We start from the raw sequence: 23,149 nt of genomic DNA, 5'->3' as shown, positions 1-23,149 counted from the left end.
CGCGGTCAGCGCGGAGCGTCGTCCCGGCCGGGATCGGGGTGCCCAGGGGCATCCGGACCCCGGCCGGCCCGCTCTCCGGGCTCGGCAGCGCCACCGGAGCCGGCCGCCGCACCGGACTCCGCCGCCCTCTCCGGTACCGCCTGGGGAATCCCTGAGGCGGGCATCGCGGCCTCCCGTACGGGCGCCGTCTTCTGCACGGGTGCGGCCTCGCGTACGGGTGCGGCCTTCTTCACGGATGCGGCCTCGCGTACGGGTACGGACTTCTTCGCGGATGCGGCCTCGCGTACGGGTACGGACTTCTTCGCGGATGCGGCCTCGCGTACGGGTACGGCCTCCTGCACGGATGCGGCCTCGCGTACGGGTGCGGCCTCCTGCACGGATGCGGCCTCGCGTGAAGGTGCCGCGTCCGGCGCCGGCGTCGCGGTCTCCGGCACCGGCGTCGCGTCGGGCCTCGCCCGGGTCGGCGCAGGCTCGTCCACGGTCGCCGTCACCCCCGGGGCAGGACCAGGGCCCGTCGGGAAGTCCGCCATCAGGCCACCCGAGCTCTTCTTCAGCGCCGCCCAGCGCGTCTCTCTCGCCCCATCCTCGTGCCACGGGTCGGCGGACAGGAAGTCGTACAGCTCCGGCTCCTCGTCCGCTCCCCCGAGCCCGTCAGCCGCGCCGCGCTCAGCCTTGCGATCCGTCTTCCGCTCATCCTTGCGATCCGTCTGCTCCGCTTTCCGCTCCGCCCGCACCGGCTCGTCCTTCGCCGCGTCCCACCGCCAGCCCCACCGCTGCTCCCGCAGCCGCCACGCCCTCAGCAACAGCGCCGCCGGCACGCCGACCACTGCCGTCCACACGAGTGCGGCCGGACCCACCAGCCACCACACCGGGCCGAACTCCGCCAGCGCCCCGGTGCCCAGCGGGCCGCCCGACGCCGCGGCCAGCACCGCGGCACCGGTCCCGCACCCCACGGCGGCCAGCCCCGCCACCAGCGCCGTATGACCCTGGCTCCACGCCTCTCCGCGCATCCCGCGCACCGGCGCCGCCCCCCGTGCGGTGAACCGGGCGACGGCCAGGGCGGCCACGGCGGGCACCGCGGCTGCCGCCCAGTTCACCGCCGTACCCGGACCGTGGGAGGGCACCGCCGCGAGAAGCGGGAACTCCGGCAGCGCGGGGGGCCCGGTGAATGCGAACGGGGTGGCCGTGGACGCCGTACCGAGTGCGAATCCGGGGCCGAGGCCGTAGGCGGCCCCCCACATCGCGGCGTTCGGTACGAGCGCGGCCGCGAGCAGGAGGACGGAGACCCGGCCCGCCCAGTCGCCCGAGAGCCCCGTGAACGACTCCCTCGCGGCCCCCGCGTGCCACATCAGCGCCACCGCCACCAGCAGTGCTCCGCCGCCCAGCAGCACCAGCAGACCGGCGGACGCGGACCTGACCGCCGCACCGGCCTTGGCCCGGAAACGGGTGCGGGCGGCGGCCTCCTGCACCCTCAGCGGCGCCCAGACCAGCAGCGGAGTCAACGGCCGTCCCCGCGCGGTCCACACCCCCACGGCCGCGGCGCCGGTCACCACCAAGGCGACGGGAAAGGCGAGCGAGGCCCGCGCCGGCGGCAGTGCACCGCTCCGCGCGTACTCCGCCGCGGCCAGCACCACCAGCAGATACCCGGCGCTCACCGCGCAGAAGGCCCCGACGGCCGAGTGCCTGCCGGCCGCCTCCGCGTCGGCGGCCGTCGCGTCCGTGGCAGCGGCATACTCGTCGCCGTCACCCTCGCCGGCGGCATCGGCCGAGTCCCTGGCCGCCCGGTGCACGAGCCACACGGGCAGCACACAGAGCAGCAACGGCACGGCGCCCATGGGCGAGGGGTGACCGCCGACCGTGTCCGCCCGGACGAGTTCGGCGCCGTGGGCGAGCAGCCAGAGCGAGGTCGCCACGTGGAAGGCGCCGTCCGGCCCGCTGTCGGGGTACGGGGAGCTGATCCACAGCACCATGACCAGGACGGCCAGCGTGCCGAGTCCGAGCCCTGCGGCGATCACCCCGCGTCCGAACGCGGAGACGAGTACGGCGGACCTGCTCCGCCCGGCGGGCAACATCGTGCTGCGCTCGGTCACTTGGGTCACACGGCCATGCTGCCAACGACACGCGCCTATTCCGTGTAACGGGCGAATGGCCGCTGTGTCGCCCAATATACGTTTATGTACTTTTTCACCCAGTGCAGTGGCACCACGGACGGAGAACGGCCATGACTCCGGGCGCGGCAGGGAGTTCCGCCGGTCCGGCGCCCGCCGCCCCGCCGCCTTCCGCCGAGGAGCGCCGCAGGCTCCGTGAGGCCAGGGCACTGAGTGAGGAGCAGGTCGCGGCAGCCGTGGGCGCCACGCCCGCCACCGTCCGCGCCCGGGAAGCCGGGCGCACCAGCCCACGGGGCCGCCGGCGCGCGGCCTACGCCCGGCTGATCGGCGCCACCGAGACCCGCCCCGAGCCGCACCCCTCCGTCGAAGCCACCGGGAGCACCACCATGTCCCCGACCGAGCCCGGCACCGCCCCCGCCCCGGCCGCCCCGTCACCGGACGCACCGTCAACCGGCGCACCACCGACAATCGCACCGCCACAGGACACACCGCCGTCGCACCTGGCGCCTGCACCCGCACCGCCACCGGACGCACCGTCACCGAGCGCCCCGCCGAGCCCCACGCCACAACCGGACGCACCGTCATCGAGCGCCCCGCCGAGCCCCACGCCCTCGCCGACCGCACCGCCACCGAGCCCAGCGTCCCCGTCGAGCGCCACGCCACAACCGGACGCACCGTCACCGAGCGCCCCGCCGAGCCCCGCGCCCTCGCCGGCTGCTCCGTCACCGAGCGCCCCGCCGAGCCCCACGCCCTCGCCGACCGCACCGCCACCGAGCCCAGCGTCCCCGCTGAGCCCCACGCCGCCACCGGACGCACCGTCACCGAGCGCCCCGCCGAGCTCAGCGTCCCCGTCGAGCGCCGCGACCTCGCCGGACGCACCGTCATCGGGGGTGCCACGAAGGGTCGTCGCGCCACCAACGGCCGTACCGTCGTCGGGTGGGGCGCCGACCGACCTGCCGGCACTCCGTCTGCCGCACGCGCACGCTCCCGCCCCGGCCGCCGCGGTCCAGGCCGCCGCGCCGGTCCCGGAGGCCCCGGCGAGCCTCACCGCCGAGGCGGCGTTCGACGCCCTGTACGACTACGCGGCTCCCGGCCTCACCCGCCAGACCTACCTGCTGACAGGCCGCCGGAAGCTGTGCCGGGAGGCCGTCGAGCACGCCTTCCGTATCGCCTGGCAGCGCTGGCCCGAGGTGGCCAGGGACAGGGATCCGGCGGGCTGGGTGCGGGCCGCGGCGTACGAGTACGCGATGTCGCCCTGGCACCGGCTGCGCCGTACGCACCGCCGGCTCGACCCGCTGCCCGAGGACCCGGAGCGGCGGCTGCTGCTGGACACGCTGCTCGGCCTCCCGGCCTCGTACCGCCACACGCTGCTGCTCCACGACGGCGTGGGCCTCGGGCTGCCCGAGACGGCCGCGGAGACCGAGGCGAGCACGCCTGCCGCCGCGAGCCGGCTGCTCAACGCCCGGGCGTCCGTCACCGAGCGGCTGCCCGCCCTGGCCGAGCCCGCGGGGAACGTCGGCCGGTCCGAGGTGCTGCACGAGCGGCTCGGTGAGCTCGCCCTCGCCGAGGACGTGCCCGCACCGCCTCCCGCCCCGGCCGTGCGCGCGGCCGGGGAGCGCATCGCCCGGCTCTGGACCCGTGCGGCGGCCGGCTTCGCCGTGCTGCTCATCGGAACCACGGCTTTCACGCTGCAGACGGCCCCCACGCAGTACGAACAGCCGCTGGCCCCGCCCGAACGCGTGGGCGGCGTACCCCCGCGAGGCGGTCCCGAGAAGCTGACTCCGCAGGACCTGAAGCTGCAGAAGCTGCTGCGGGAGAAGCTGGCGCACGGACCGGAGCGCCTGGTTCCGAAGATCCCCTGACGGCGCCCGCGACCGGTCCGCCCGCTGCCGTGTCCCCGGCGTACGGAAACGGCCGCGGGCCCGCACCCCCCTTCGCGGAGGGGTGCGGGCCCGCGGCCGTATCCGCCGTGCGGCGGTGACGCGGTGGGCTGTCAGCCGCCGAGGATCTCGCGGGCCAGCTTGGCGGTCTCGGTCGGCGTCTTGCCGACCTTCACGCCTGCGGCCTCGAGGGCCTCCTTCTTGGCCGCGGCGGTGCCGGAGGAGCCGGAGACGATGGCGCCGGCGTGGCCCATGGTCTTGCCCTCGGGGGCCGTGAAGCCCGCGACGTAGCCGACGACCGGCTTGGTGACGTTCTTCGCGATGTAGTCGGCGGCGCGCTCCTCGGCGTCGCCACCGATCTCGCCGATCATCACGATGAGGTCGGTCTCCGGGTCCGCCTCGAACGCCGCGAGGGCGTCGATGTGCGTCGTGCCGATGACCGGGTCGCCACCGATGCCGACGGCGGACGAGAAGCCGATGTCACGGAGCTCGTACATCATCTGGTAGGTCAGCGTGCCGGACTTGGACACGAGACCGATGCGGCCGGGCTTGGTGATGTCGCCCGGGATGATGCCGGCGTTGGACTGGCCGGGGGTGATCAGGCCGGGGCAGTTCGGGCCGATGATCCGGGTCTTGTTGCCCTTCGAGCCGGCGTACGCCCAGAAGGCGGCCGAGTCGTGGACGGCGATGCCCTCGGTGATCACGACGGCCAGCGGGATCTCGGCGTCGATCGCCTCGACGACGGCGGCCTTCGCGAAGGCCGGCGGCACGAAGAGGACCGACACGTCGGCGCCCGTCTTCTCCATCGCTTCCTTGACGGAGCCGAATACGGGTACCTCGGTACCGTCGAAGTCGACGGACGTGCCCGCCTTGCGGGGGTTCACGCCACCGACGATGTTGGTGCCGTCGGCCAGCATGAGCTTGGTGTGCTTCATGCCCGTGGCGCCGGTCATCCCCTGGACGATGACCTTGCTGTCCTTGGTGAGGAAGATAGCCATGGTGTTGGAGTCCCTCGTCCCTTACTTCGCAGCCGCGGCGAGCTCGGCGGCCTTGTCGGCCGCGCCGTCCATGGTGTCCACACGCTGAACGAGCGGGTGGTTGGCGTCGGAGAGGATCTTGCGACCCAGCTCCGCGTTGTTGCCGTCGAGGCGCACGACCAGCGGCTTGGTGACGTCCTCGCCCTTGGACTTGAGGAGCTCCAGGGCCTGGACGATTCCGTTGGCGACCTCGTCGCAGGCGGTGATGCCACCGAAGACGTTGACGAAGACGGACTTGACGTCCGAGTCGCCGAGGATGATCTCCAGGCCGTTCGCCATGACCTCGGCGGAGGCGCCGCCACCGATGTCGAGGAAGTTGGCGGGCTTCACGTTGCCGTGCTTCTCACCGGCGTACGCGACGACGTCCAGGGTCGACATGACCAGACCGGCACCGTTACCGATGATGCCGACCTCGCCCTCGAGCTTGACGTAGTTGAGGTTCTTGGCCTTGGCGGCGGCCTCGAGCGGGTTGGCCGCGGCCTTGTCCTCGAGCGCCTCGTGGCCGGGCTGACGGAAGTCGGCGTTCTCGTCGAGAGACACCTTTCCGTCCAGCGCCAGGATGCGGCCGTCCTTGGTCTTCACCAGCGGGTTCACCTCGACGAGGAGCGCGTCCTCGGCAACGAAGGTGTCCCACAGGGTCACCATGGCCTCGGCGACACCCTCGGCCACCTCGGCCGGGAACTTCGCCTGGGCCACGATCTCGCGGGCCTTCTCGATGTCGACGCCGTCGACGGCGTTGACCGGGACCTTCGCGAGGGCCTCGGGGGTCTTCTCCGCGACCTCCTCGATGTCCATGCCGCCCTGCACCGACGCCATGGCGAGGAAGGTGCGGTTGGTGCGGTCGAGGAGGTACGAGACGTAGTACTCCGCCTCGATCTCCGGGGACAGCTCGGCGATCATCACCTTGTGGACCGTGTGGCCCTTGATGTCCATGCCGAGGATGTCGGTCGCGCGAGCGACCGCCTCGTCCGGGTCTGCCGCAAGCTTCACGCCGCCGGCCTTGCCTCGGCCACCGACCTTCACCTGCGCCTTGACGACGGACTTGCCGCCCAGCCGCTCGGTCGCCTCGCGGGCTGCCTCAGGCGTGTCGATGACTTCACCGGCCAGCACCGGTACACCGTGCTTGGCGAAGAGGTCCCTCGCCTGGTACTCGAACAGGTCCACGCGCGTCCGTCCCTTTTAGTGGTCTCGCGGTTCGTTTTCTGCGTGGGCGTGCCGCGAGGGCAACGTGACTGCGCAGTCACTAGGGAGGCGCACACGGTGACCGGGTACGCGGCATGTCCATCCGGCAGGTTATCCCCCACGCTCGCCCGGACCCTAAATTGCAGATCACACCTGGGCGGTGATAACGGTCACAGATCACGCTGGTGACCGGGGTGCCGAGGACAAAACGGCGTGGGTTCGAAGCGGTTCGGGGCCGCGATCCGGAGGATCCGGCTCCGATTTCGACGCCGTCGCGGAAGGGCCAGGCCCCGGCCACGCCGGCGTGCGCGAAGGCGCCCTGTCCGTCCACGTCGAGATGCGCGGACGTACCCGGCCCCGGCCATGCCGAGAGGTGCACAGGTCCTCCCGGGCGGCGGCGGGGACCGGCCGCGTCACGGTCAGACGCCGGTGTCCGGTATCGGCAGGGGCCGCTTCTCGATCGCGGCGGCCATCACCTCCGGGAAGAGGTCGGGCGTGCAGGCGAAGGCCGGTGCGCCGAGCGCCCCGAGCGCGGCGGCATGCTCCCGGTCGTACGACGGAGTGCCGTCGTCGGACAGTGCCAGCAGGGTCACGAACTGCACGCCGGACGCCCGCATCGCGGCGGCCCGCTCGATCATGCCGTCACGGATGCCCCCCTCGTGGAGGTCACTGATGAGCACGACGACGGTGTCGGCCGGACGGGTGATCCTGGACTGGCAGTAGGCGAGCGCCCGGTTGATGTCCGTGCCGCCGCCGAGCTGGGTGCCGAAGAGGACGTCGACCGGGTCGTCGAGCTGGTCGGTGAGATCCACGACCGCCGTGTCGAACACGACGAGCCGGGTCGCCAGGGTGCGCATGGAGGCGAGCACCGCGCCGAACACCGCGGCATGGACGACGGAGGCGGCCATGGACCCCGACTGGTCCACGCAGAGGATGACGTCCTTCCGTACGGACCGGTCGGAGCGGGCGTGACCGACGAGGCGCTCGGGGATCACCGTGCCCGCGCCTCCGGGCAGCGGTACGTAGTTCTTGAGGTTGGCCCGGATCGTGCGGTCCCAGTCGATGTCCCGGTGGCGCGGCCGGCCCACTCTCGCCGAGCGGTCCAGCGCCCCGGTGAGCGCCGCCCGGGTGCGGGCGGCCAGTCGGCGCTCCAGGTCCTCGGCCACCCTCCGCACGACGGCACGGGCGCTCTCCCTCGTGGTCTCCGGCATGGCCTTGCCGAGCGAGAGCAGGGTGCCGACCAGGTGGACGTCGGGCTCCACCGCCTCCAGCATCTCCGGCTCCAGGAGCAGGGAGGACAACCCGAGGCGGTCGATGGCGTCACGCTGCATGACCTGGACGACGGGGCTCGGGAAGTAGCTGCGGATGTCGCCCAGCCAGCGGGCGACGGAAGGGGCCGACGCCCCGAGGCCCCCGGAACGCTCGGCCGGCCCCCTGCCGCCCGGCCTTCTCGCGCCGACCGGCTTCTTCCCGTCGCCGTAGAGCGAGGTCAGTGCCGCGTCCATCTCCGCGTCGCGTCCGCCGAGCGCGGGTCCCGTGGGCCCGGCGCCGTCCGCGCCCAGCACCAGCCGCCAACGCCGCAGCCGCTCCTCCTCGGCCTGAGCCGCGGTCATCGCCTTCTCCTCTCCGTCGTTCCTCGTGGCGCACGGTCGGGGTACTTCGCCCCGGCCTCCGCCCGGCCCGTGGTCATCCGTTCTCCGCCCGCTCCGCAGGTGCTCCGGAGCCGAGCAGCAGCCGGAGCACGGGGACCACAGCGTCGGCCCGTTCCTCGTCGAGTCCTTCGCCGAAGCCCTGCGCGGTGGCGCTGTCCCCACCGGTGCGCCCCGCTTCGGGCCCCCGGCGTACGAGGTCGCCCAGGGCACGCCGCACGCCCGGGTCGTAGGCCGAGAACGTGCGGCGCAGCAGGGGCAGTACGCCGGTGAACTCCCCGGCGGGCAGGCCCGTCAGCCAGGCGTCGACGAGTCCGAGGAGCCGCTCGTCGTGGACGAGCAGCATGCCCCCGCCCGTCTCCGCGCCGACGAATCCCTCGATCCATGCCGCCGCCTCGGCCGACGGGGTACCGGGCGAGAGGGCCTGCCCCATCAGCCGTGCCGCTTCGCTCTCCGTGAGCAGCCCGTCGTCCAGCAGCAGTCGCGTGGCACGCCCCCGGATCACCCCGGCGACGGCGTCCCTGGCAGACAGCTTGCGCAGGGTGACTGCCCAGCGGGCGGCAGGCCCCTCGGTCCGTACGGCGCCGGCGAGCAGTCCGATCGCCGAGTGCACACCGTCCAGCCGGCCGTGCATCTCGGCCGCGGCATCCGCGTCGAGACCGGTGCAGGCGGACGGCAGGCCGACGCAGACGCGCTCGGCGATGCCGGCCGTGACCTCCGCCAGCGCCGCGCCGTCGGTGGACCGGACGTCCCCGTACCGCAGGGCGCGGGTCAGGGCGGGCAGCGCGTCGGCGAGGTGGCCGACGTCGGCGTCGAGTGCGGCCCGGTCGGCGAGCGCACGCATCACGACGGGCAGGACCTCGGACAGCCCGGCCAGGAGGCATTGCTCGGCGAGCGCGGTGACGCCTGCGAGCGACGTCACCGAGACGGCGTCCGATTCGGCCTTCGCGGTCGCCGCGGCGAGCACGGTCGTGCCCCAGACCCCGGCTTCCGCGATGCGCACGAACAGCTCGGGTTCCCAGCGCAGCCGCCAGCTCTCCCGGAAGGTCCCCGTGCTGCCGCGGCCCGCGACGGGGACACCCCAGTCCACCCCGAGCAGCCTCAGCCGGTGCAGGAGTCCGCTCCGGGCGGCGTCCGTCTCCCCGCGCAGGTCGAGGTCCAGCTCGCGCTCCCGTGCCTCGGGTCTGAGTCTCAGGGTGCGCTGCTGTCTGTCCAGGTCCCGTTGGAGGGGGACGGCGGGGGCACTGTCCGGGACCTCGCCCAGGACCTCGCCGACCACGAGCCGGTCCCGCACCAGATCGAGCGGCACGTCCGACCCCTCGCACATGACGGCGCGGACCGCGTCGGTGGCTTCGGTCAGACCGACGGCCGGGCGGTCTCGCAGGGCGGCCAGTGTCTCCGCGAGCCGGACGGCCTCGATGACGTGTGCGGAGGAGACGGGCTTGTCCTCCTCGCGCAGCAACCCGGCGACCTTCGTCATCCAGCGCTCCACCGGCCGGTCCGGGGCTCCGTACACATGCCCGTACCAGCCGGGCGATTCGATCCCCGCGCCGTATCCGCTGTGCCGGGCGAGCCTGCGATGCGTCCAGGGCACCCAGGTCAGTTCCGTCCGCACCTTGGGAATGCCCTTGAGGAGCGACCGGTCGGCGGCGACGGTGGTCCTCGCGGCGAGGGCGGGGACGTGCCACGCGCCGCACACGACGGCGATGTCCTCGCCGAACTCCTTGCGGGCGCTACGCAGCCGAAGGCGCATGCAGGCCTCCCGGACGGCGTCCTGCGGGTGGCCCCCGTCCCCGTGCGCCTCGCGCAGCGCCGTCATCGCGTCGGCGAGCGCGGCGAAGGGGGCGAGCGGGTCGGCCGCCCGTCCGTCCGCTGCCCGGTGCTCGACGACGTCCTCCCACCAGCGCTCGGGGTCGTCGTGACCCGCGGTCTCCGCGAGTGTCCCGATCGGATCGACGGCCCGTCCGGCCTGCCCCTGCTCCTTCGCCGCGTACTCCGCCATCGCCAGGGAGTTGGCGGCCGGAAGGTCCACGAAACGCACCGGGGTGTCGTGCGCCAGCGCCCAGCGGATCGCCACCCATTCCGGCGAGAAGTCGGCCATCGGCCAGAACGAGGCGAGCCCCGGGTCGTCCACGGCGTGGGCGAGCAGAGCGACCGGCGGCTTCATCCGGTCGTCCGCGGCGAGCCGCAACAGCGCGTCCCCTTCGGGCGGCCCTTCGACGAGCACCGCCCGGGGCCGGGCCGCTTCCAGCGCCGCGTGGACCGCGCGGGCGGAGCCCGGGCCGTGATGCCGTACCCCGAGCAGCAGTGGTCCGCCGTGCCCGGGGCCTCGGGCCGTCATCCGGCCGCCTCGCGGCAGGCGCGGTAGAAGTCCTTCCAGCCGTCCCGCTCCCGGACGACGGTCTCCACGTACTCCTGCCATATGACGCGGTCCGTCGCGGGGTCGCGGACGACGGCACCGAGGATGCCGGCCGCCACGTCGCCGGGGCGCAGCACTCCGTCGCCGAAGTGGGTGGCGAGCGCGAGGCCGCCGGTGACGACGGAGATGGCCTCCGCCGTGGACAGCGTCCCCGACGGGGACTTGAGCTTCGTGCGGCCGTCCGTGGTGACGCCGTCCCGCAGTTCGCGGAAGACCGTGACGACGCGCCGGATCTCGGCCGTGCCCTCGGGAGCCGCCGGGAGGTCGAGCGTGCGCCCGATCTGGGCGACGCGCCGGGACACGATGTCCACCTCGTCCTCGGGTGTCGCGGGCAGCGGGAGCACGACGGTGTTGAACCGGCGGCGCAGGGCGCTGGAGAGCTCGTTGACCCCGCGGTCACGGTCGTTCGCCGTGGCGATGAGGTTGAACCCCCGAACCGCCTGCACCTCCTGTCCCAGCTCCGGCACGGGGAGCGTCTTCTCCGACAGGACCGTGATGAGCGCGTCCTGCACGTCGGCGGGGATGCGGGTGAGCTCCTCGACGCGGACGGTCATGCCCTCGGCCATGGCCCGCATCACCGGGCTCGGCACCATGGCCCCGCGGCCGGGCCCGTGGGTCAGCAGCTCCGCGTAGTTCCACCCGTAGCGAACGGCTTCCTCGGGAGTGCCCGCGGTGCCCTGGACGAGCAGCGTCGAGTCTCCGCTGACGGCTGCCGCGAGATGCTCGGACACCCACGTCTTGGCGGTGCCCGGCACGCCGAGCAGGAGGAGGGCGCGGTCCGTGGCGAGTGTGGCCACGGCGACCTCGACGAGACGGCGAGGGCCGACGTACTTCGGTGTGATCAGGGTGCCGTCGGGGAGTGTCCCGCCGAGCAGATAAGTGGAGACGGCCCAGGGCGAGAGCTTCCAACGTGCGGGCCGGGGGCGGTCGTCGGCGGCGGCGAGCGCCTCGAGCTCGTCGGCGAAGACGTGCTCTGCGTGCGGCCTGAGGGCTTCGCCTGCTGCGTCGGTCGATACGGACGTCGGTACGGACACGGTCATGGATCCCCCTCCGGATCGGTCGACCCGATGTGGTTTCCACCGTGCACCATGCCACTGACAATCGGCCCCGGCCGTGGGGCCGGGGCCGATGCGGAGCTGACAGGGTGTCGGCCGGAACGTCAGCCGGTGATGGGCGAGATGGCGACGCAGCCGCCGCTCGTGAGGAGCTCCTCCCCCTTCACCTCCTCGATCACCTTGCCCTTGTACGTGATCGTGCAGGTGATGTCTGCCGCACCCTCGGCCGATCCCACCGGCATGACCGCGGCCGGCATGATTCCGCGCAGGGTGACGGTCTTCTTCCACGGCAGCGCTGGCGAACTGACCTTCTCGATCTTCGGGTCCATGGCGTCGCCCCCGCCCCCGTGGAACTGGATCTCGTCGGCGCCGGTCCCCGTGACTTCGTAGGTCACCTCGTAGGTCTCGTCCACGAACTCGTCCACGCCGTTGCCCGCCGACTTCTCGACGGATTCGGAGCAGGCGCCGGCACCGAGTACGAGGCCGCAGACGGCCAGCGCGGACGCCGCGGCACGGGTGAGGCGCCTGTGATGGATGGTGCGCATGGTGCGATTCATCAGAATTCCCCCGTTTGATGCGCAAACACTCTTCCTCGCAGGAAAGCGCACGGCGGTGAGACGGTCAAGTCATCCCGGAACGGACGAAGTCGCCGCTCGGAGCCCGTTGTCGGTGCCGTTGCTCAAGGCCCGTTGTCAGTGGCGGGTTCTACCGTCTGTTCCATGGAGCTATCCGACGGGGGAGAGCGGGCCCGGACCGAGCAGGGGCCGGCGGACAGCCGAGCCGCGTCCACGGACGCCGGCCGGGCGGCGGGGGCCGCCCGGCGGGCCGACCGCAGAGCCGCTCGTGTCACCGGCGGCGCGCAGGAGCTGGAGCAGCGGCTCACCGATCTGCTGCGGGGCGGGCTCGCCGCCACCGACCGGCCCGGGTACGGACTGTGGGAGGAGACGGCCGCCCGCATGGTCGACGCCCAGGCCCCCGGACTGGCGGCTGGTGTACGGGAGTTGGGGTCGATCCCGGCCTCCGGCCCTGGGTGGCCGACCCGGCTGCTCGAGGAGTGCGCGTTGCTGCACATGCTGGACTCGGCCTGGCTCGGCCTCGACCGGCTGCCCGGCCCCCTGGCCGCGACGGTGCGTGCGCGCGTGGGGCTGACGGCCTCCCCCGAGAAGCCTGCTGTCCGCGACCACTGGCTGGTCCTCGCGCAGTACGACACACCGGAGGGCCGGATCGTCACCCGCCGCATCTGGCTGTACGGCGCGGAGTCGAGGCGTACGGCGCTCGTGCTGTCCTACGGCGCGCCGGGACGCGTCCCGGCGCGAACGCTGCCGGTGGGTGCGGTGATCGACGCCGAGCTGACTCCGTACCCGGGCGGCGGGCGGCTGCGGGCGGAGCTCGGCGAGCAGTTCGCCGACCCCGTGGTCACGCCGGCGCCGCCCCCCGGTGTCACGACGGCCGACGCCCTCGCGGCGTACGGGCGGGCTCTGCGTGACGACCCCTGGCTGGAGGCCTGGCCGGCCACGCTGGGCGCTGTCATACCCGCGCCGTGCGGGGAGGGCTGGCAGCTGATCGCCCCCGAGGACGGCTCCGCCCTGCCGGTCAACCCCCGGGCCCTGTCCCGGCCCGGCCTGTGGAAGCTCGTGGCGCTCTCGGGCGGCGGCCCTCTGACCGTCTTCGGTGAATGCGGGCACCGGGGCTTCGAGCCGATCGCGGCCTGGAGCCCCGAGTCTCCCGGCGGGGTCGGCACAGGCGGACCCGTGGCGCTCGTCTGACCGCCTGCCCCCTTTCCCTGGTCCGTCTGCCGCCTTTCCCGGTCCGCCTGCCCCCGTTCCCTGATCCGCCTGCCGCCTTTCCTGATTCGCCTGCCGCCTGCCACCTGCCACCTGCCACCTGCCACCTGCCACCGGAGGGGACCCCGATGCCCGCCACTCGCTCCACCCTCACGACGCACGGCACACCTGTGGACCCGTGGGAGGAGCTCGTCACTTCGGCACTGCTCGGCACCGACCGGCGCCCTCCGCGGCCGGCCGGGGGCGGTGCGTCCGGACCTGCGGCGCTGCTCGACGTGGCTGCGGTGCACACGGTGCGTCGACGCGCCGGGCTGCGTCCGGCCGCGGGGGCCGAGCTCCCCGCGCCGGCACCTGACGACCCACGGCCCCCGCTCCCCGCGGCGGCGCGCCGGCGGCTCGCACAGTTGCTGGCCGACCGTTCGGCTCCGCCGGGTGGCGGACGGCGGGGAACGGCTCCGGATCTCACCGAGCTCATCCCGCAGTGGCTGGCCACCGCGGGGGCCCGGGGCTTCCGCCCACCCGCTGAGCTGCTGCCCGCGCTGCTCGACGCGGCCCGGGCGCGTACGGACCTGCGTCCGCTCGCGCTGGCGTTCGCCGGGCCGCGCGGGCTCTGGCTGGCCGCGCTGAATCCGGAGTGGCGATTCGCGCTGCGCGCCTCCTCCCGGGCTGCGCAGCGGCCCGGGACGGAGGATCCGGAGGCGGTGCGCAGGCTTTGGGAGGAAGGCCTCTTCGCGGAGCGGGTCGCTCTACTCGACGCCGTACGGGAGCGGGATCCCGGGGCCGCCCGGTCCCTGCTCGCCGGCACCTGGGCCACGGAACGGGCCGAGGACCGGCTGATGTTCCTCGACTCGCTGCGGGCACGCCTCTCCGGGGCGGACGAGGCCTTCCTCGAAGCGGCCCTGGCGGACCGCAGCCGCAATGTCCGCTCCACGGCGGCCCAGTTGCTCTCCGCTCTGCCGGATTCGGCGCTCGCCGGGCGGATGGCGGCCCGTGCCGTCTCCTGCGTGAATCCCGACCGTACGGACGGCGCGGTCTCGATCGCGGTCGAGGCGCCGCACGAGTGCGACGCGGCGATGCAGCGCGACGGCGTCGTTCCCGTACCACCCTCGGGGCGGGGTGAACGCTCCTGGTGGCTGGGCCAGTTGGTGGAGGCCGCACCGCTGGAGGTCTGGCGCGAGACGTTCGACGGGCGCACGGCCCAGGAGCTCGTGTCACTGCCGGTGGCGGACGGCTGGGCGGGCGAACTGCATGCCGCCTGGTGCCGGGCGGCGGTGCGGCAACGGGATCCCGACTGGGCACGCGCTCTGATCGGCGCTCCCTCCACACCCCCGGCGAACGGCCCGGGAACCGCGTCCCTGGCCGAGCGGTCCAAGCTCCTCTCCACCCTGCCCCCCGAGGAGCGGGCCCTCTGGGTCGCCGGCTTCATAGCGGCGCACGGGCTCTCCGAGGCGTTCCAGTTGCTCGGCGTCTGCGCCGTGCCCTGGGACGGGCCGCTCGGCCGGTCGGTGGTCGACGCGCTGGACATCGCCCGGGACGCGGGGAGCTACCCCTGGAGCTTCAGCGGAGTGATGGGCCTCGCCGAGCGCTGCCTGAACCCGGCCGAAGCAGATCGGCTCGCGGTGCTCACCACCACCCCGGACGAACCGGAGGGCGCTTCACCGGGGGCGGGTGGCTACTGGTCGGAGGCGTTCCAGCGCCTGGTCTCCACCCTGCGCCTACGCGCCGCGATGGACGCGGAACTGGCGCAGGGAGGACAGGAGGGGCAGGACGCGCGGGAGGGGCAGGACGCGCGGGAGGAGAAGGAGTCGCGGGAGGGGCAGCAAGGGCAGGACGGGACGGCCAGCGTCGAAGGGGCCGGGGCTGACCGGAGGAGCCGGCTGACCGGAGAGGTTGGCTGACCGGAGGGGCCGGTCACCGGCAGAGCGGCGCGACCGCCGAGGCAGAGCCGATCGGCGAGGCAGAGCCAACCGGCAAGGGCGCAATACCGGCGAGGGCAGGGCGCACCGGCCCCGCCCCCACGTGCCAGCGCTCCACCGATGCCGCCCAGCGGACTCCGGCGCCCAACGGACACCCGGACCCAACGACACCCTGACCCAGCAGGGCTCCGCAGGCCCGGACTCCGGCGCCCAACGGACACCCGGACCCAAACGACGCCCGGGCCCGGCGTGGCTCCGCAGGCCCAGCGCGCTCTCCCGGGGTGGCTCAACGGACTCCGCAGTCCGCAGATCCAGAGGCCTCCCAGGCCCGCCCAGCGGGCTCAGGCCTCCGCGGGCTGCCGGACGTGCGCGTTCACCCAGTCGACGATCGAGGCCGTCGTCGCACCCGGGGTGAAAATCTCCGCGACGCCCTGCTCCTTCAGCGGAGCGATGTCCGCCTCGGGGATGATGCCGCCGCCGAACACCTTGATGTCCGCGGCGTCGCGCTCCTTCAGCAGCTCGATGACCTTGGCGAAGAGCGTGTTGTGCGCACCGGAGAGGATCGAGAGGCCGATGGCGTCGGCGTCCTCCTGGATCGCCGTGTCCACGATCTGTTCGGGGGTCTGGTGGAGCCCCGTGTAGATGACCTCCATGCCCGCGTCCCGCAGCGCCCGAGCGATCACCTTGGCCCCGCGGTCATGGCCGTCGAGGCCCGGCTTCGCCACCACCACACGGATCGGACCGGTCACACCCATCAATGCCTCCACATGCGTCTCCCGTGCCTGAAGGCCCGGCAATGTGAACGAACGTTATCCACAGCATCCCGCACAGCGTCGTTTCGCGGTGGACCGGGAGGGGGAAATCACACATGGGACATGTTCGCCAAGCGTCGATCCCGGCAACGAGCGGCCCACGGGCCGGGCAGGGACCGCCGCCACGGGAGCCGCAACGAGGTCGCCGTACCACCGCGCCGTCAGCCGCACGGCACGGTGGTACGGCCCCCGGCCGCACCAGAGCCGCCGACCGCCTCCGCAGTGACTCCCATGAGGGCGTGCGGGGCACAGGAGCCGCCTCCCCCGCAGGCCAGTGCAGGAGGTCGGCCATGAAGGTCCTGTCCTTCCTACCCCTACTGATGCGCAGCACCTGTCTGCGCCCAGTCCGGCTTCCGTCGGCGCTGGTCAGAGCCACCGCGCTGGATCTGCTGATCCTCGCCGGGCACGTGCTCCTCTACCCGTCGGGGCTCACCCCCGAGCGCCGGCCGCCCCTGCCGCTGCCCGGCTCCACGAAGGCGCCGGACACCGACCCGGACACTGCTGCGAACACGGGGACGGACACGGGAACGAGGGCAGGGACCGCGCCCGGAGAAGGAACAGGAGCAGGGCCGGCAGCGCGCACGGGGACAGCAACGGGGACAGGAACGGACAGCGACCCCGAGAAAATCACCCGTCCGGCCGATACGACGGCGCTCCCCACCATCGGCGACCGACCACCCGTCGTCCTGCTGCACGGCTTCATCGACAACCGCTCCGTCTTCGTGCTGCTGCGCCGCTCCCTGGCCCGGCACGGCTGGCGCCATCTGGAGTCGCTGAACTACTCGCCCCTGACCTGCGACATCCGCATCGCCGCCGAGCTGCTCGAACGGCACGTGGAGGAGATCTGCGCCCGCACCGGGCACCGCGAGATCGACATCGTCGGCCACAGTCTCGGCGGTCTGATCGCCCGGTACTACGTGCAGCGGCTCGGCGGTGACCGCCGTGTGCGCACCCTGGTCACCCTCGGCACTCCGCACGGCGGGACGGCGGTCGCCCGGCTGGCCGGCGCGCACCCCATCGTCCGCCAGATGCGCGGCGGCTCCGATCTGATCCAGGAACTGCGCCGCCCCGCCCCGGGCTGCCGGACGCGTTTCGTCAGCTTCTGGAGCGAGCTGGACCGGGTGATGCTTCCGGTGGAGACGGCCTGCGTCGACCACCCCGACCTCGACGCCGTGAACGTACGCGTCACCGGCATCGGCCATCTCGCGCTCCCGGTCCACCCGGCGGTCGCGTCCGCGATCCGTGAGGCACTCGAGTCCGACGGTGCCTCCGTCAGCGCTCCGGGAACGGCTTCCGTCGCCTGATCCCCCCGTCGCCGAGGCCCCGCAACCCCGTTCAAATAGAACGCATTTCGAACATAGGGCCAAGCCTGACTCTCCGGTCCGCCGAAAGGCGGCCGATTGCCCGTTTCCTGGAGGGTCGGAAGCCCTCGAAGATTGTCGTCCTCACCTACCGCCGGGTACAGTCGCGGCCACTGCTCACCCCGGGGATCCCCCCATCGGAACCCGGAAACAGGTCCTGCTGCCGAGGCGAGAGAGAAGTTGGTGAACGACCAGCACCCCCACGCCGGGTATGCCGGATACGACAGCCAGTCAACCGGCAGCTTCGACACCGACCCGCTCTTCGGAACACTGCCGGGTCAGCACGACACCAGCCATCAGCCGGCGTACGACACCGGTTACGCCACGGCGTACGACGGCGGCTACGGCACCCACGACACCTCCCAGTGGGACACCGGCGCCCATCAGCAGGCCTCGTACGACGCCTACGGCGCCCAGGCCCACCCTCAGGCGCCGCAGGGTTACGACACCACCGCGGCCTGGACGTCCGAGCCCGGGATCCCCGCGCCGGGAGCCACCGTGGAGGGCACCGGCCAGTGGAACACCACCGGCTGGGACCAGACCGGCCAGACCGGTCAGGCCGACCAGTGGGCGACGGGCGACACCGGGGCCTTCCCCACCACGACCTTCGACTCCACGGCCTACGCGACCGGCACCTTCACCACCCCCGCCTTCGAGACCGGCGGATACGCGGGCTACGGAACCGCCGACACCGGTGCCTACGACGCGACCGCCTGGAACACCGGCGCCACGCCCGAGAACGCCGCGTACGCCCCCGAACAGACGTCGTATCCCTCGTACGAACACCAGACTGCCGCCTACGAGCCGTACGGAACGGCCGAGTTCGCCTCCCACGACCTTCACGGCGCACACGACGCCCTCGGCTCCCACGACGCCCTCGGCTCCCACGACGTCCTCGGCATCGACGACTCCCACGAGCCGGCCGGCGCCCAGGAGTCCCACGACTCGCTCGGTACCGACGAGACCGCGCACACGGAGTCCTACGACGGGGCCTCCGGGACCGGTGAGCCCGAGCCGCTGCCCGACCTCGTCGACGTGACCGCGGGCCACTCCCACGAGCCCGCCGCCTCCCCCGCACGCCCGGTGAGCCGTTCGGCCGCCCCGCGCGGCGGCGGCCGGGGCGGCAGGCGCCGCACCCCGGCGAAGCGTTCCGCCCTTCTCACTGTGGCCGTCCCCTCCGCCTGCGTGATGAGCGTCGCGGGTATCGCCGCCGCCTCGGTGAGCGGCGTCGGCGGCGAGGAGACGAAGGACGACACCACGTCCATGGCCGCGGCCGACACGGTCCAGCCCGCCGTGGCCAACAACAAGCTGGACACCCAGCTCGCCGCACTCAACGCCGACGCCGAGAACTTCGCCGACCGTGCCAGCCGCACCCAGGAGCGCATCGACCTGAGGGAGCGCCAGGCCGCGGAGAAGAAGAAGCGCGAGGAGGAGGCCGCACGCCGCGAGGCCGCGCGCCCCAAGTTCGCGCTGCCCGTGAAGCAGCACGGCCTCAGTGCCACCTACGGCCAGGCCGGGGTGAACTGGATGTCCATGCACACGGGCATCGACTTCCCCGTGGGGTACGGCACGCCCGTGATGGCGGCGACCGACGGCACCGTGCGCACGCAGCTGAACAGCGCGTACGGAAACATGGTGATCGTCACCGCCCCCGACGGCACCGAGACGTGGTACTGCCACCTCAGCGCCGCCAAGATCCGTTCCGGTTCGGTCAAGGCCGGTGACGTCATCGCCTACTCGGGGGACTCCGGCAACTCCACCGGACCGCACCTGCACTTCGAGGTACGGCCCGGCGGCGGCGCGGCGATCGACCCGATGCCGTGGCTCCGAAGCCACGGTCTCAACCCGTACTGAGCCGGAGCCTGCCGTGGCCCCGCGGCCACGGCCTCGCCCCGTACAGAGTCAGAGCTTCTCGACCGGCGCGTACCGCAGCAGCAGCTTCTTGGGCCGCTCGTCGCCGAAGTCGACCGTGGCCTTGGCCTGGTCGCCGAAGCCCTCGACCGCCGTCACCGTGCCCAGACCGAACTGGTCGTGCGTGACGCGGTCCCCGACCACCAGGGTGACCACCGGCTTGTCGGTGGTGCGCCGGGTCGCGAAGCCCGACGGGCCGGCCTTCGAGCGCGCCGAGGACAGCGACGAGGTGATCCCCGACGTCGGCCCCGCCGGCGCGGCCATCGGTCCCTTGCGCTTCCATTCCAGGTGCTGGTCCGGGATCTCCTCCAGGAACCGCGACGGCGGGTTGTACGAGGGCTGACCCCACGCACTGCGCATCGCCGCCCGCGTCAGATACAGCCGCTCGCGGGCGCGGGTGATGCCCACGTACGCGAGCCGGCGCTCCTCCTCGAGCTCCTTCACCTGCCCCAGCGCCCGCATGTGCGGGAAGACCCCGTCCTCCATGCCGGTCAGGAACACCACGGGGAATTCGAGACCCTTGGCCGTGTGCAGGGTCATCAGTGTGATGACGCCGGAGCCGTCCTCGTCCTCGTCGGGGATCTGGTCGGAGTCCGCGACGAGCGCGACCTTCTCCAGGAACTCCGCGAGCGTCCCCGTGCCCTCCTCCTCGGCGCGCTCCTGCTCGAACTCCAAGGCGACGGCGGCGAGTTCCTGGAGGTTCTCGATACGGGTCTCGTCCTGCGGGTCGGTGGAAGCCTGGAGTTCGGCGAGGTAGCCGGTACGCTCCATGACCGCTTCCAGCACGACGGCGGGGCCCGCACCGGACTCCACGATGGTGCGAAGCTCCTCCATGAGCGTGTTGAACCGCTTCACGGCGTTGGCCGAGCGGGCCGCCATGCCGTACGCCTCGTCGACACGGCGCAGCGCCTGCGGGAAGGAGATCTTCTCGCGCATCGACAGGGCGTCGATCATCGCCTCGGCCCGGTCGCCGATGCCACGCTTGGGCACGTTGAGGATGCGGCGCAGCGGGACGGTGTCCTCGGGGTTGGCGAGGACACGGAGGTAGGCCAGGACGTCCCTGACCTCCTTGCGCTCGTAGAAGCGCACCCCGCCGACGACCTTGTAGGGCAGGCCGACGCGGATGAAGATCTCTTCGAAGACACGGGACTGGGCGTTCGTGCGGTAGAAGACGGCGACGTCGCCCGCCTTCGCGTCACCGGCGTCCGTCAGCCGGTCGATCTCGTCGGCGACGAACTGCGCCTCGTCGTGCTCGGTGTCGGCGACGTATCCGGCGATCCGGGTGCCCTCGCCCGCGTTCGTCCACAGGTTCTTGGGGCGCCGGCTCTCGTTGCGCTCGATGACGGCGTTGGCCGCGGAGAGGATCGTCTGCGTGGAGCGGTAGTTCTGCTCCAGCATGATCGTGGTCGCGTCCGGATAGTCCTCCTCGAACTGGAGGATGTTGCGGATGGTCGCGCCGCGGAAGGCGTAGATCGACTGGTCCGCGTCACCGACGACGCAGAGCTCGCCGGGCGCCTCCGCCTCTCCGGACGGTCCCACCAGTTCGCGCACGAGGGTGTACTGCGCGTGGTTGGTGTCCTGGTACTCGTCGACCAGGACGTGCCGGAAGCGGCGGCGGTAGTGCTCGGCGACGTCGGGGAAGGCCTGGAGCAGATGCACCGTGGTCATGATGATGTCGTCGAAGTCGAGGGCGTTGGCCTCGCGCAGCCGCGCCTGGTAGAGGGCGTAGGCCTGGGCCAGCGTCTTCTCGAAGCCGTCGGCGGCCTGGCCGGCGAAGGTCTCCTCGTCGATCAGCTCGTTCTTGAGGTTCGAGACCTTCGCGGTGAACGACTTCGGGGGGTAGCGCTTCGGGTCAAGGTCCAGGTCGCGGCAGACGAGCGCCATCAGCCGCTTGGAGTCCGCCGCGTCGTAGATCGAGAACGACGAGGTGAAGCCGAGGAGCTTCGACTCGCGGCGCAGGATCCGCACACAGGCGCTGTGGAAGGTCATGACCCACATGGCGTTGGCGCGCGGTCCCACGAGCTGCTCGACGCGCTCCTTCATCTCGCCCGCGGCCTTGTTGGTGAAGGTGATCGCGAGGATCTGCCCCGGGTGCACCCCGCGCTCGGCCAGCAGGTGGGCGATGCGGTGGGTCAGCACCCTGGTCTTGCCCGAGCCCGCCCCGGCGACGATGAGCAGCGGCGAGCCCGCGTGCACGACGGCGGCACGCTGCTCGGTGTTCAGCCCGTGGAGCAGCGCGGCGGAGTCGATGACGGGGCGCGGGGCGCCGTCGCGGTAGTACGCGTCACGCGGGGGCGGAGGCGCGTCGAAGACGTCCTCGAAGAGGCCCTCGGGCACCGCTTCGGGGGCGTGCTCCTCCGGGGGCGGCGGGGGGCCGTCCTCCGATCGCTGGAGGCCGGTCAGGAAACTGTCGTCAAAGAGGCTGCTCATCGCCTCACGAGTCTAGGCCGCCGCACCGACAGCCCGGGCCGCATCGGCGACAAGGGGCGGAGCTGTGCGCGTACCGAGACACGCCGCCCACGGAGTGTGAGATTCCGGGAGCGCTCACGGCCGCGCGGACCGCCGCCGCGAAAAGGTCACGAAAATGTATCGGGCATATCGAACATCAACCTTCACAGGGACACCACGGGTTGGCTAGCGTGCTCCGACGGGTGCCCCGTATCCCCTCAGGCGAACCGCGCCGCACGGGCACCCCCGCCGAATCCGTACTTCCCCGCGGGAGCCCGGAACCGGGGACCCACACGCAGCACCGGGGTGAATCGGTCCGTCTCCACCGACCGTAGGGCAGCCTTCCGTTCCGCCCGAACCCGACAGCTAACCCGGTAGGCGGTCCACGGAAGGAGATGCCGGCCTTGGCCTCGCATCGCAAGCCGCGCACACGGGTGCGCACCACCACCCCCGCCGTCGGTCTCACGACCGCGGCACTCGCCTCCGTCACCCTGCTCTCCACCCAGAGCGCGACGGCCGCCCCTGCCGAGCCGAAGCCCAGCATCGAGGAAGTCCAGAAGAAGGTCGACGCCCTCTACCGGCAGGCCGGCACCGCGACGCAGAAGTACAACAAGGCCAAGGACGCGTCCGCCCAGCAGCGCTCCGAGGTGGACGCCCTCCTGGAGGCCGCGGCCAAGCGGGCCGACAAGCTCAACGAGACGCGCCGGGAGCTGGGCAACTACGCGGCCGCGCAGTACCGCACCGGCTCGATCGCGCCGACGGCGACCTTCTTCCTCGCGGACGACCCGCAGTCGTACTTCGACCAGGACCAGCTGATGGCGCGGATGACCAGCCAGCAGCAGAAGGCGGTCGCCGACTTCCGCACGCAGCAGAAGGAGGCGGCGGCGAAGCGCGTCGAGGCGACGAAGAGCCTGGAGACGCTCACCGAGTCGCAGGCCACGCTGCGCACCAGCAAGCAGCAGGTGCAGGAGAAGCTCGCCGAGGCGCGCTCGCTGCTGTCGCAGCTGACCGCCGAGGAGAAGGCCCGGCTCGCCGAGCTGGAGCGCAAGAAGGAGGCGGAGGCCGAGCGCAAGGCGGAGGAGCTGGCGAAGCGGCAGGCCGCCGCCGCGAAGGAGAAGGCCGACCAGGCCGCCGCGGAGGAGGCCGCGAAGGAGGAGGCGGGCACGGGGTCCGGCGGCACGGGTTCCGACAGCGGCTACGCCTCCAAGGCCGACAAGGTCCTAGCCTTCGCCGCCGCGCAGATCGGCAAGCCGTACGTCTGGGGGGCGACGGGCCCGTCCTCGTACGACTGCTCCGGGCTCACCCAGGCCGCCTGGAAGGCGGCGGGCGTCGATCTGCCGCGTACCACCTGGGACCAGGTGGAGGTCGGCACCCGGGTCGCCACAGCCGATCTGCAACCGGGTGACCTGGTGTTCTTCTACGACGACATCAGCCACGTCGGCATCTACAAGGGCGACGGGATGATGATCCACGCGCCGAAGCCGGGCGCGAACGTCCGCGAGGAGTCGATCTACTACATGCCGATCTACGGCAGCGTGCGCCCGGCGTGACACTCGGGGGCACCAGCGGCGGGCGGGCCCGGCACCC

The 23,149-nt window shown here is 72.7% G+C and carries 16 protein-coding genes and 1 riboswitch; of the genes, 6 read left to right on the top strand and 10 right to left on the bottom strand.

The features are described from left to right. Nucleotides 1-5: 5 nt before the first annotated feature. Nucleotides 6-2,072 (bottom strand): DUF6350 family protein, encoded by a 2,067-nt coding sequence (locus ACFYQ6_RS10415; RefSeq protein WP_388763009.1) that lies wholly within the window; start codon nucleotides 2,070-2,072, stop codon nucleotides 6-8. Nucleotides 2,073-2,418: 346 nt separating this feature from the next. Next, nucleotides 2,419-2,907, bottom strand: coding sequence for a hypothetical protein (locus tag ACFYQ6_RS10410; RefSeq protein WP_388762369.1), 489 nt, complete (start codon nucleotides 2,905-2,907; stop codon nucleotides 2,419-2,421). Between the two features lie 91 nt (nucleotides 2,908-2,998). On the opposite strand from ACFYQ6_RS10410, the gene ACFYQ6_RS10405 reads away from it, so the two are divergent. Further along, a complete protein-coding gene (locus tag ACFYQ6_RS10405) occupies nucleotides 2,999-3,970 on the top strand; it encodes a DNA-directed RNA polymerase sigma-70 factor (protein WP_388762366.1) in 972 nt (323 codons plus the stop codon). Between the two features lie 131 nt (nucleotides 3,971-4,101). Here ACFYQ6_RS10405 and sucD read toward each other — a convergent pair whose 3' ends face one another. The 6 genes from sucD to ACFYQ6_RS10375 all read right to left on the bottom strand — a co-directional run bounded on the left by sucD (nucleotide 4,102) and on the right by ACFYQ6_RS10375 (nucleotide 11,887). Beyond that, nucleotides 4,102-4,986, bottom strand: a complete 885-nt coding sequence (sucD, locus tag ACFYQ6_RS10400; protein WP_150488122.1) for a succinate--CoA ligase subunit alpha — start codon at nucleotides 4,984-4,986, stop codon at nucleotides 4,102-4,104. Between the two features lie 21 nt (nucleotides 4,987-5,007). After that, a complete protein-coding gene (gene sucC, locus ACFYQ6_RS10395; protein ID WP_356737461.1) occupies nucleotides 5,008-6,189 on the bottom strand; it encodes an ADP-forming succinate--CoA ligase subunit beta in 1,182 nt (393 codons plus the stop codon). A 437-nt stretch (nucleotides 6,190-6,626) separates the two neighbouring features. Beyond that, nucleotides 6,627-7,820: a vWA domain-containing protein gene (locus tag ACFYQ6_RS10390; protein ID WP_388762362.1), complete on the bottom strand. Its 1,194-nt coding sequence runs from the start codon at nucleotides 7,818-7,820 to the stop codon at nucleotides 6,627-6,629. A gap of 73 nt (nucleotides 7,821-7,893) precedes the next feature. Continuing rightward, entirely contained in the window at nucleotides 7,894-10,197 is a 2,304-nt protein-coding gene (locus tag ACFYQ6_RS10385; protein WP_388762360.1) for a DUF5682 family protein, read from the bottom strand. Then, nucleotides 10,194-11,315 (bottom strand): AAA family ATPase, encoded by a 1,122-nt coding sequence (locus ACFYQ6_RS10380; protein WP_388762357.1) that lies wholly within the window; start codon nucleotides 11,313-11,315, stop codon nucleotides 10,194-10,196. The genes ACFYQ6_RS10385 and ACFYQ6_RS10380 overlap by 4 nt, the downstream gene beginning before the upstream one ends. A gap of 119 nt (nucleotides 11,316-11,434) precedes the next feature. Then, nucleotides 11,435-11,887, bottom strand: a complete 453-nt coding sequence (locus tag ACFYQ6_RS10375; protein WP_361584312.1) for an MmpS family transport accessory protein — start codon at nucleotides 11,885-11,887, stop codon at nucleotides 11,435-11,437. A 132-nt stretch (nucleotides 11,888-12,019) separates the two neighbouring features. Here ACFYQ6_RS10375 and ACFYQ6_RS10370 point away from each other — a divergent pair, with 132 nt between their 5' ends. Then, nucleotides 12,020-13,096 carry a hypothetical protein gene (locus tag ACFYQ6_RS10370; RefSeq protein WP_388762354.1) on the top strand — a complete coding sequence of 359 codons (1,077 nt, stop codon included), beginning with the start codon at nucleotides 12,020-12,022 and terminating at the stop codon, nucleotides 13,094-13,096. A gap of 146 nt (nucleotides 13,097-13,242) precedes the next feature. Then, nucleotides 13,243-15,012 (top strand): DUF5691 domain-containing protein, encoded by a 1,770-nt coding sequence (locus ACFYQ6_RS10365; RefSeq protein WP_388762351.1) that lies wholly within the window; start codon nucleotides 13,243-13,245, stop codon nucleotides 15,010-15,012. 359 nt (nucleotides 15,013-15,371) lie between these two features. On the opposite strand, the gene ACFYQ6_RS10360 is transcribed toward ACFYQ6_RS10365, so the two are convergent. Beyond that, nucleotides 15,372-15,785 carry a cobalamin B12-binding domain-containing protein gene (locus ACFYQ6_RS10360; RefSeq protein ID WP_356737449.1) on the bottom strand — a complete coding sequence of 138 codons (414 nt, stop codon included), beginning with the start codon at nucleotides 15,783-15,785 and terminating at the stop codon, nucleotides 15,372-15,374. 347 nt (nucleotides 15,786-16,132) lie between these two features. Between ACFYQ6_RS10360 and ACFYQ6_RS10355 the strand changes: the two genes are divergently transcribed. Beyond that, nucleotides 16,133-17,146 carry an esterase/lipase family protein gene (locus tag ACFYQ6_RS10355; RefSeq protein WP_388762348.1) on the top strand — a complete coding sequence of 338 codons (1,014 nt, stop codon included), beginning with the start codon at nucleotides 16,133-16,135 and terminating at the stop codon, nucleotides 17,144-17,146. 240 nt (nucleotides 17,147-17,386) lie between these two features. Then, nucleotides 17,387-19,057, top strand: coding sequence for a M23 family metallopeptidase (locus ACFYQ6_RS10350; protein WP_388762345.1), 1,671 nt, complete (start codon nucleotides 17,387-17,389; stop codon nucleotides 19,055-19,057). Nucleotides 19,058-19,105: 48 nt separating this feature from the next. On the opposite strand, the gene pcrA is transcribed toward ACFYQ6_RS10350, so the two are convergent. Further along, nucleotides 19,106-21,544 carry a DNA helicase PcrA gene (gene pcrA / locus ACFYQ6_RS10345; protein ID WP_388762343.1) on the bottom strand — a complete coding sequence of 813 codons (2,439 nt, stop codon included), beginning with the start codon at nucleotides 21,542-21,544 and terminating at the stop codon, nucleotides 19,106-19,108. Nucleotides 21,545-21,799: 255 nt separating this feature from the next. Continuing rightward, nucleotides 21,800-21,959: riboswitch (cyclic di-AMP (ydaO/yuaA leader) on the top strand. Between pcrA and ACFYQ6_RS10340 the strand changes: the two genes are divergently transcribed. Continuing rightward, nucleotides 21,958-23,112: an NlpC/P60 family protein gene (locus ACFYQ6_RS10340; RefSeq protein ID WP_388762340.1), complete on the top strand. Its 1,155-nt coding sequence runs from the start codon at nucleotides 21,958-21,960 to the stop codon at nucleotides 23,110-23,112. It overlaps the preceding riboswitch by 2 nt. Nucleotides 23,113-23,149 lie beyond the last annotated feature (37 nt).

Origin of the sequence: Streptomyces sp. NPDC005494 (assembly GCF_042872025.1) — a bacterium.
Taxonomy (GTDB): domain Bacteria; phylum Actinomycetota; class Actinomycetes; order Streptomycetales; family Streptomycetaceae; genus Streptomyces.
The sequence above is the reverse complement of the archived record's forward strand: the minus strand, read 5'-3'. Positions and strand labels throughout refer to the sequence as shown.

Excerpts from the sequence above, each read along its gene's own strand:
- ACFYQ6_RS10415 (WP_388763009.1), bottom strand. The coding sequence starts at position 2,072 with ATGTTGCCCGCCGGGCGGAGCAGGTCCGCCGTACTCGTCTCCGCGTTC.
- sucD (WP_150488122.1), bottom strand. The coding sequence starts at position 4,986 with ATGGCTATCTTCCTCACCAAGGACAGCAAGGTCATCGTCCAGGGGATG.
- ACFYQ6_RS10390 (WP_388762362.1), bottom strand. The coding sequence starts at position 7,820 with ATGACCGCGGCTCAGGCCGAGGAGGAGCGGCTGCGGCGTTGGCGGCTG.
- ACFYQ6_RS10385 (WP_388762360.1), bottom strand. The coding sequence starts at position 10,197 with ATGACGGCCCGAGGCCCCGGGCACGGCGGACCACTGCTGCTCGGGGTA.
- ACFYQ6_RS10380 (WP_388762357.1), bottom strand. The coding sequence starts at position 11,315 with ATGACCGTGTCCGTACCGACGTCCGTATCGACCGACGCAGCAGGCGAA.
- ACFYQ6_RS10375 (WP_361584312.1), bottom strand. The coding sequence starts at position 11,887 with ATGAATCGCACCATGCGCACCATCCATCACAGGCGCCTCACCCGTGCC.
- ACFYQ6_RS10365 (WP_388762351.1), top strand. The coding sequence starts at position 13,243 with ATGCCCGCCACTCGCTCCACCCTCACGACGCACGGCACACCTGTGGAC.
- ACFYQ6_RS10360 (WP_356737449.1), bottom strand. The coding sequence starts at position 15,785 with ATGGGTGTGACCGGTCCGATCCGTGTGGTGGTGGCGAAGCCGGGCCTC.
- ACFYQ6_RS10355 (WP_388762348.1), top strand. The coding sequence starts at position 16,133 with ATGAAGGTCCTGTCCTTCCTACCCCTACTGATGCGCAGCACCTGTCTG.
- pcrA (WP_388762343.1), bottom strand. The coding sequence starts at position 21,544 with ATGAGCAGCCTCTTTGACGACAGTTTCCTGACCGGCCTCCAGCGATCG.
- ACFYQ6_RS10340 (WP_388762340.1), top strand. The coding sequence starts at position 21,958 with ATGCCGGCCTTGGCCTCGCATCGCAAGCCGCGCACACGGGTGCGCACC.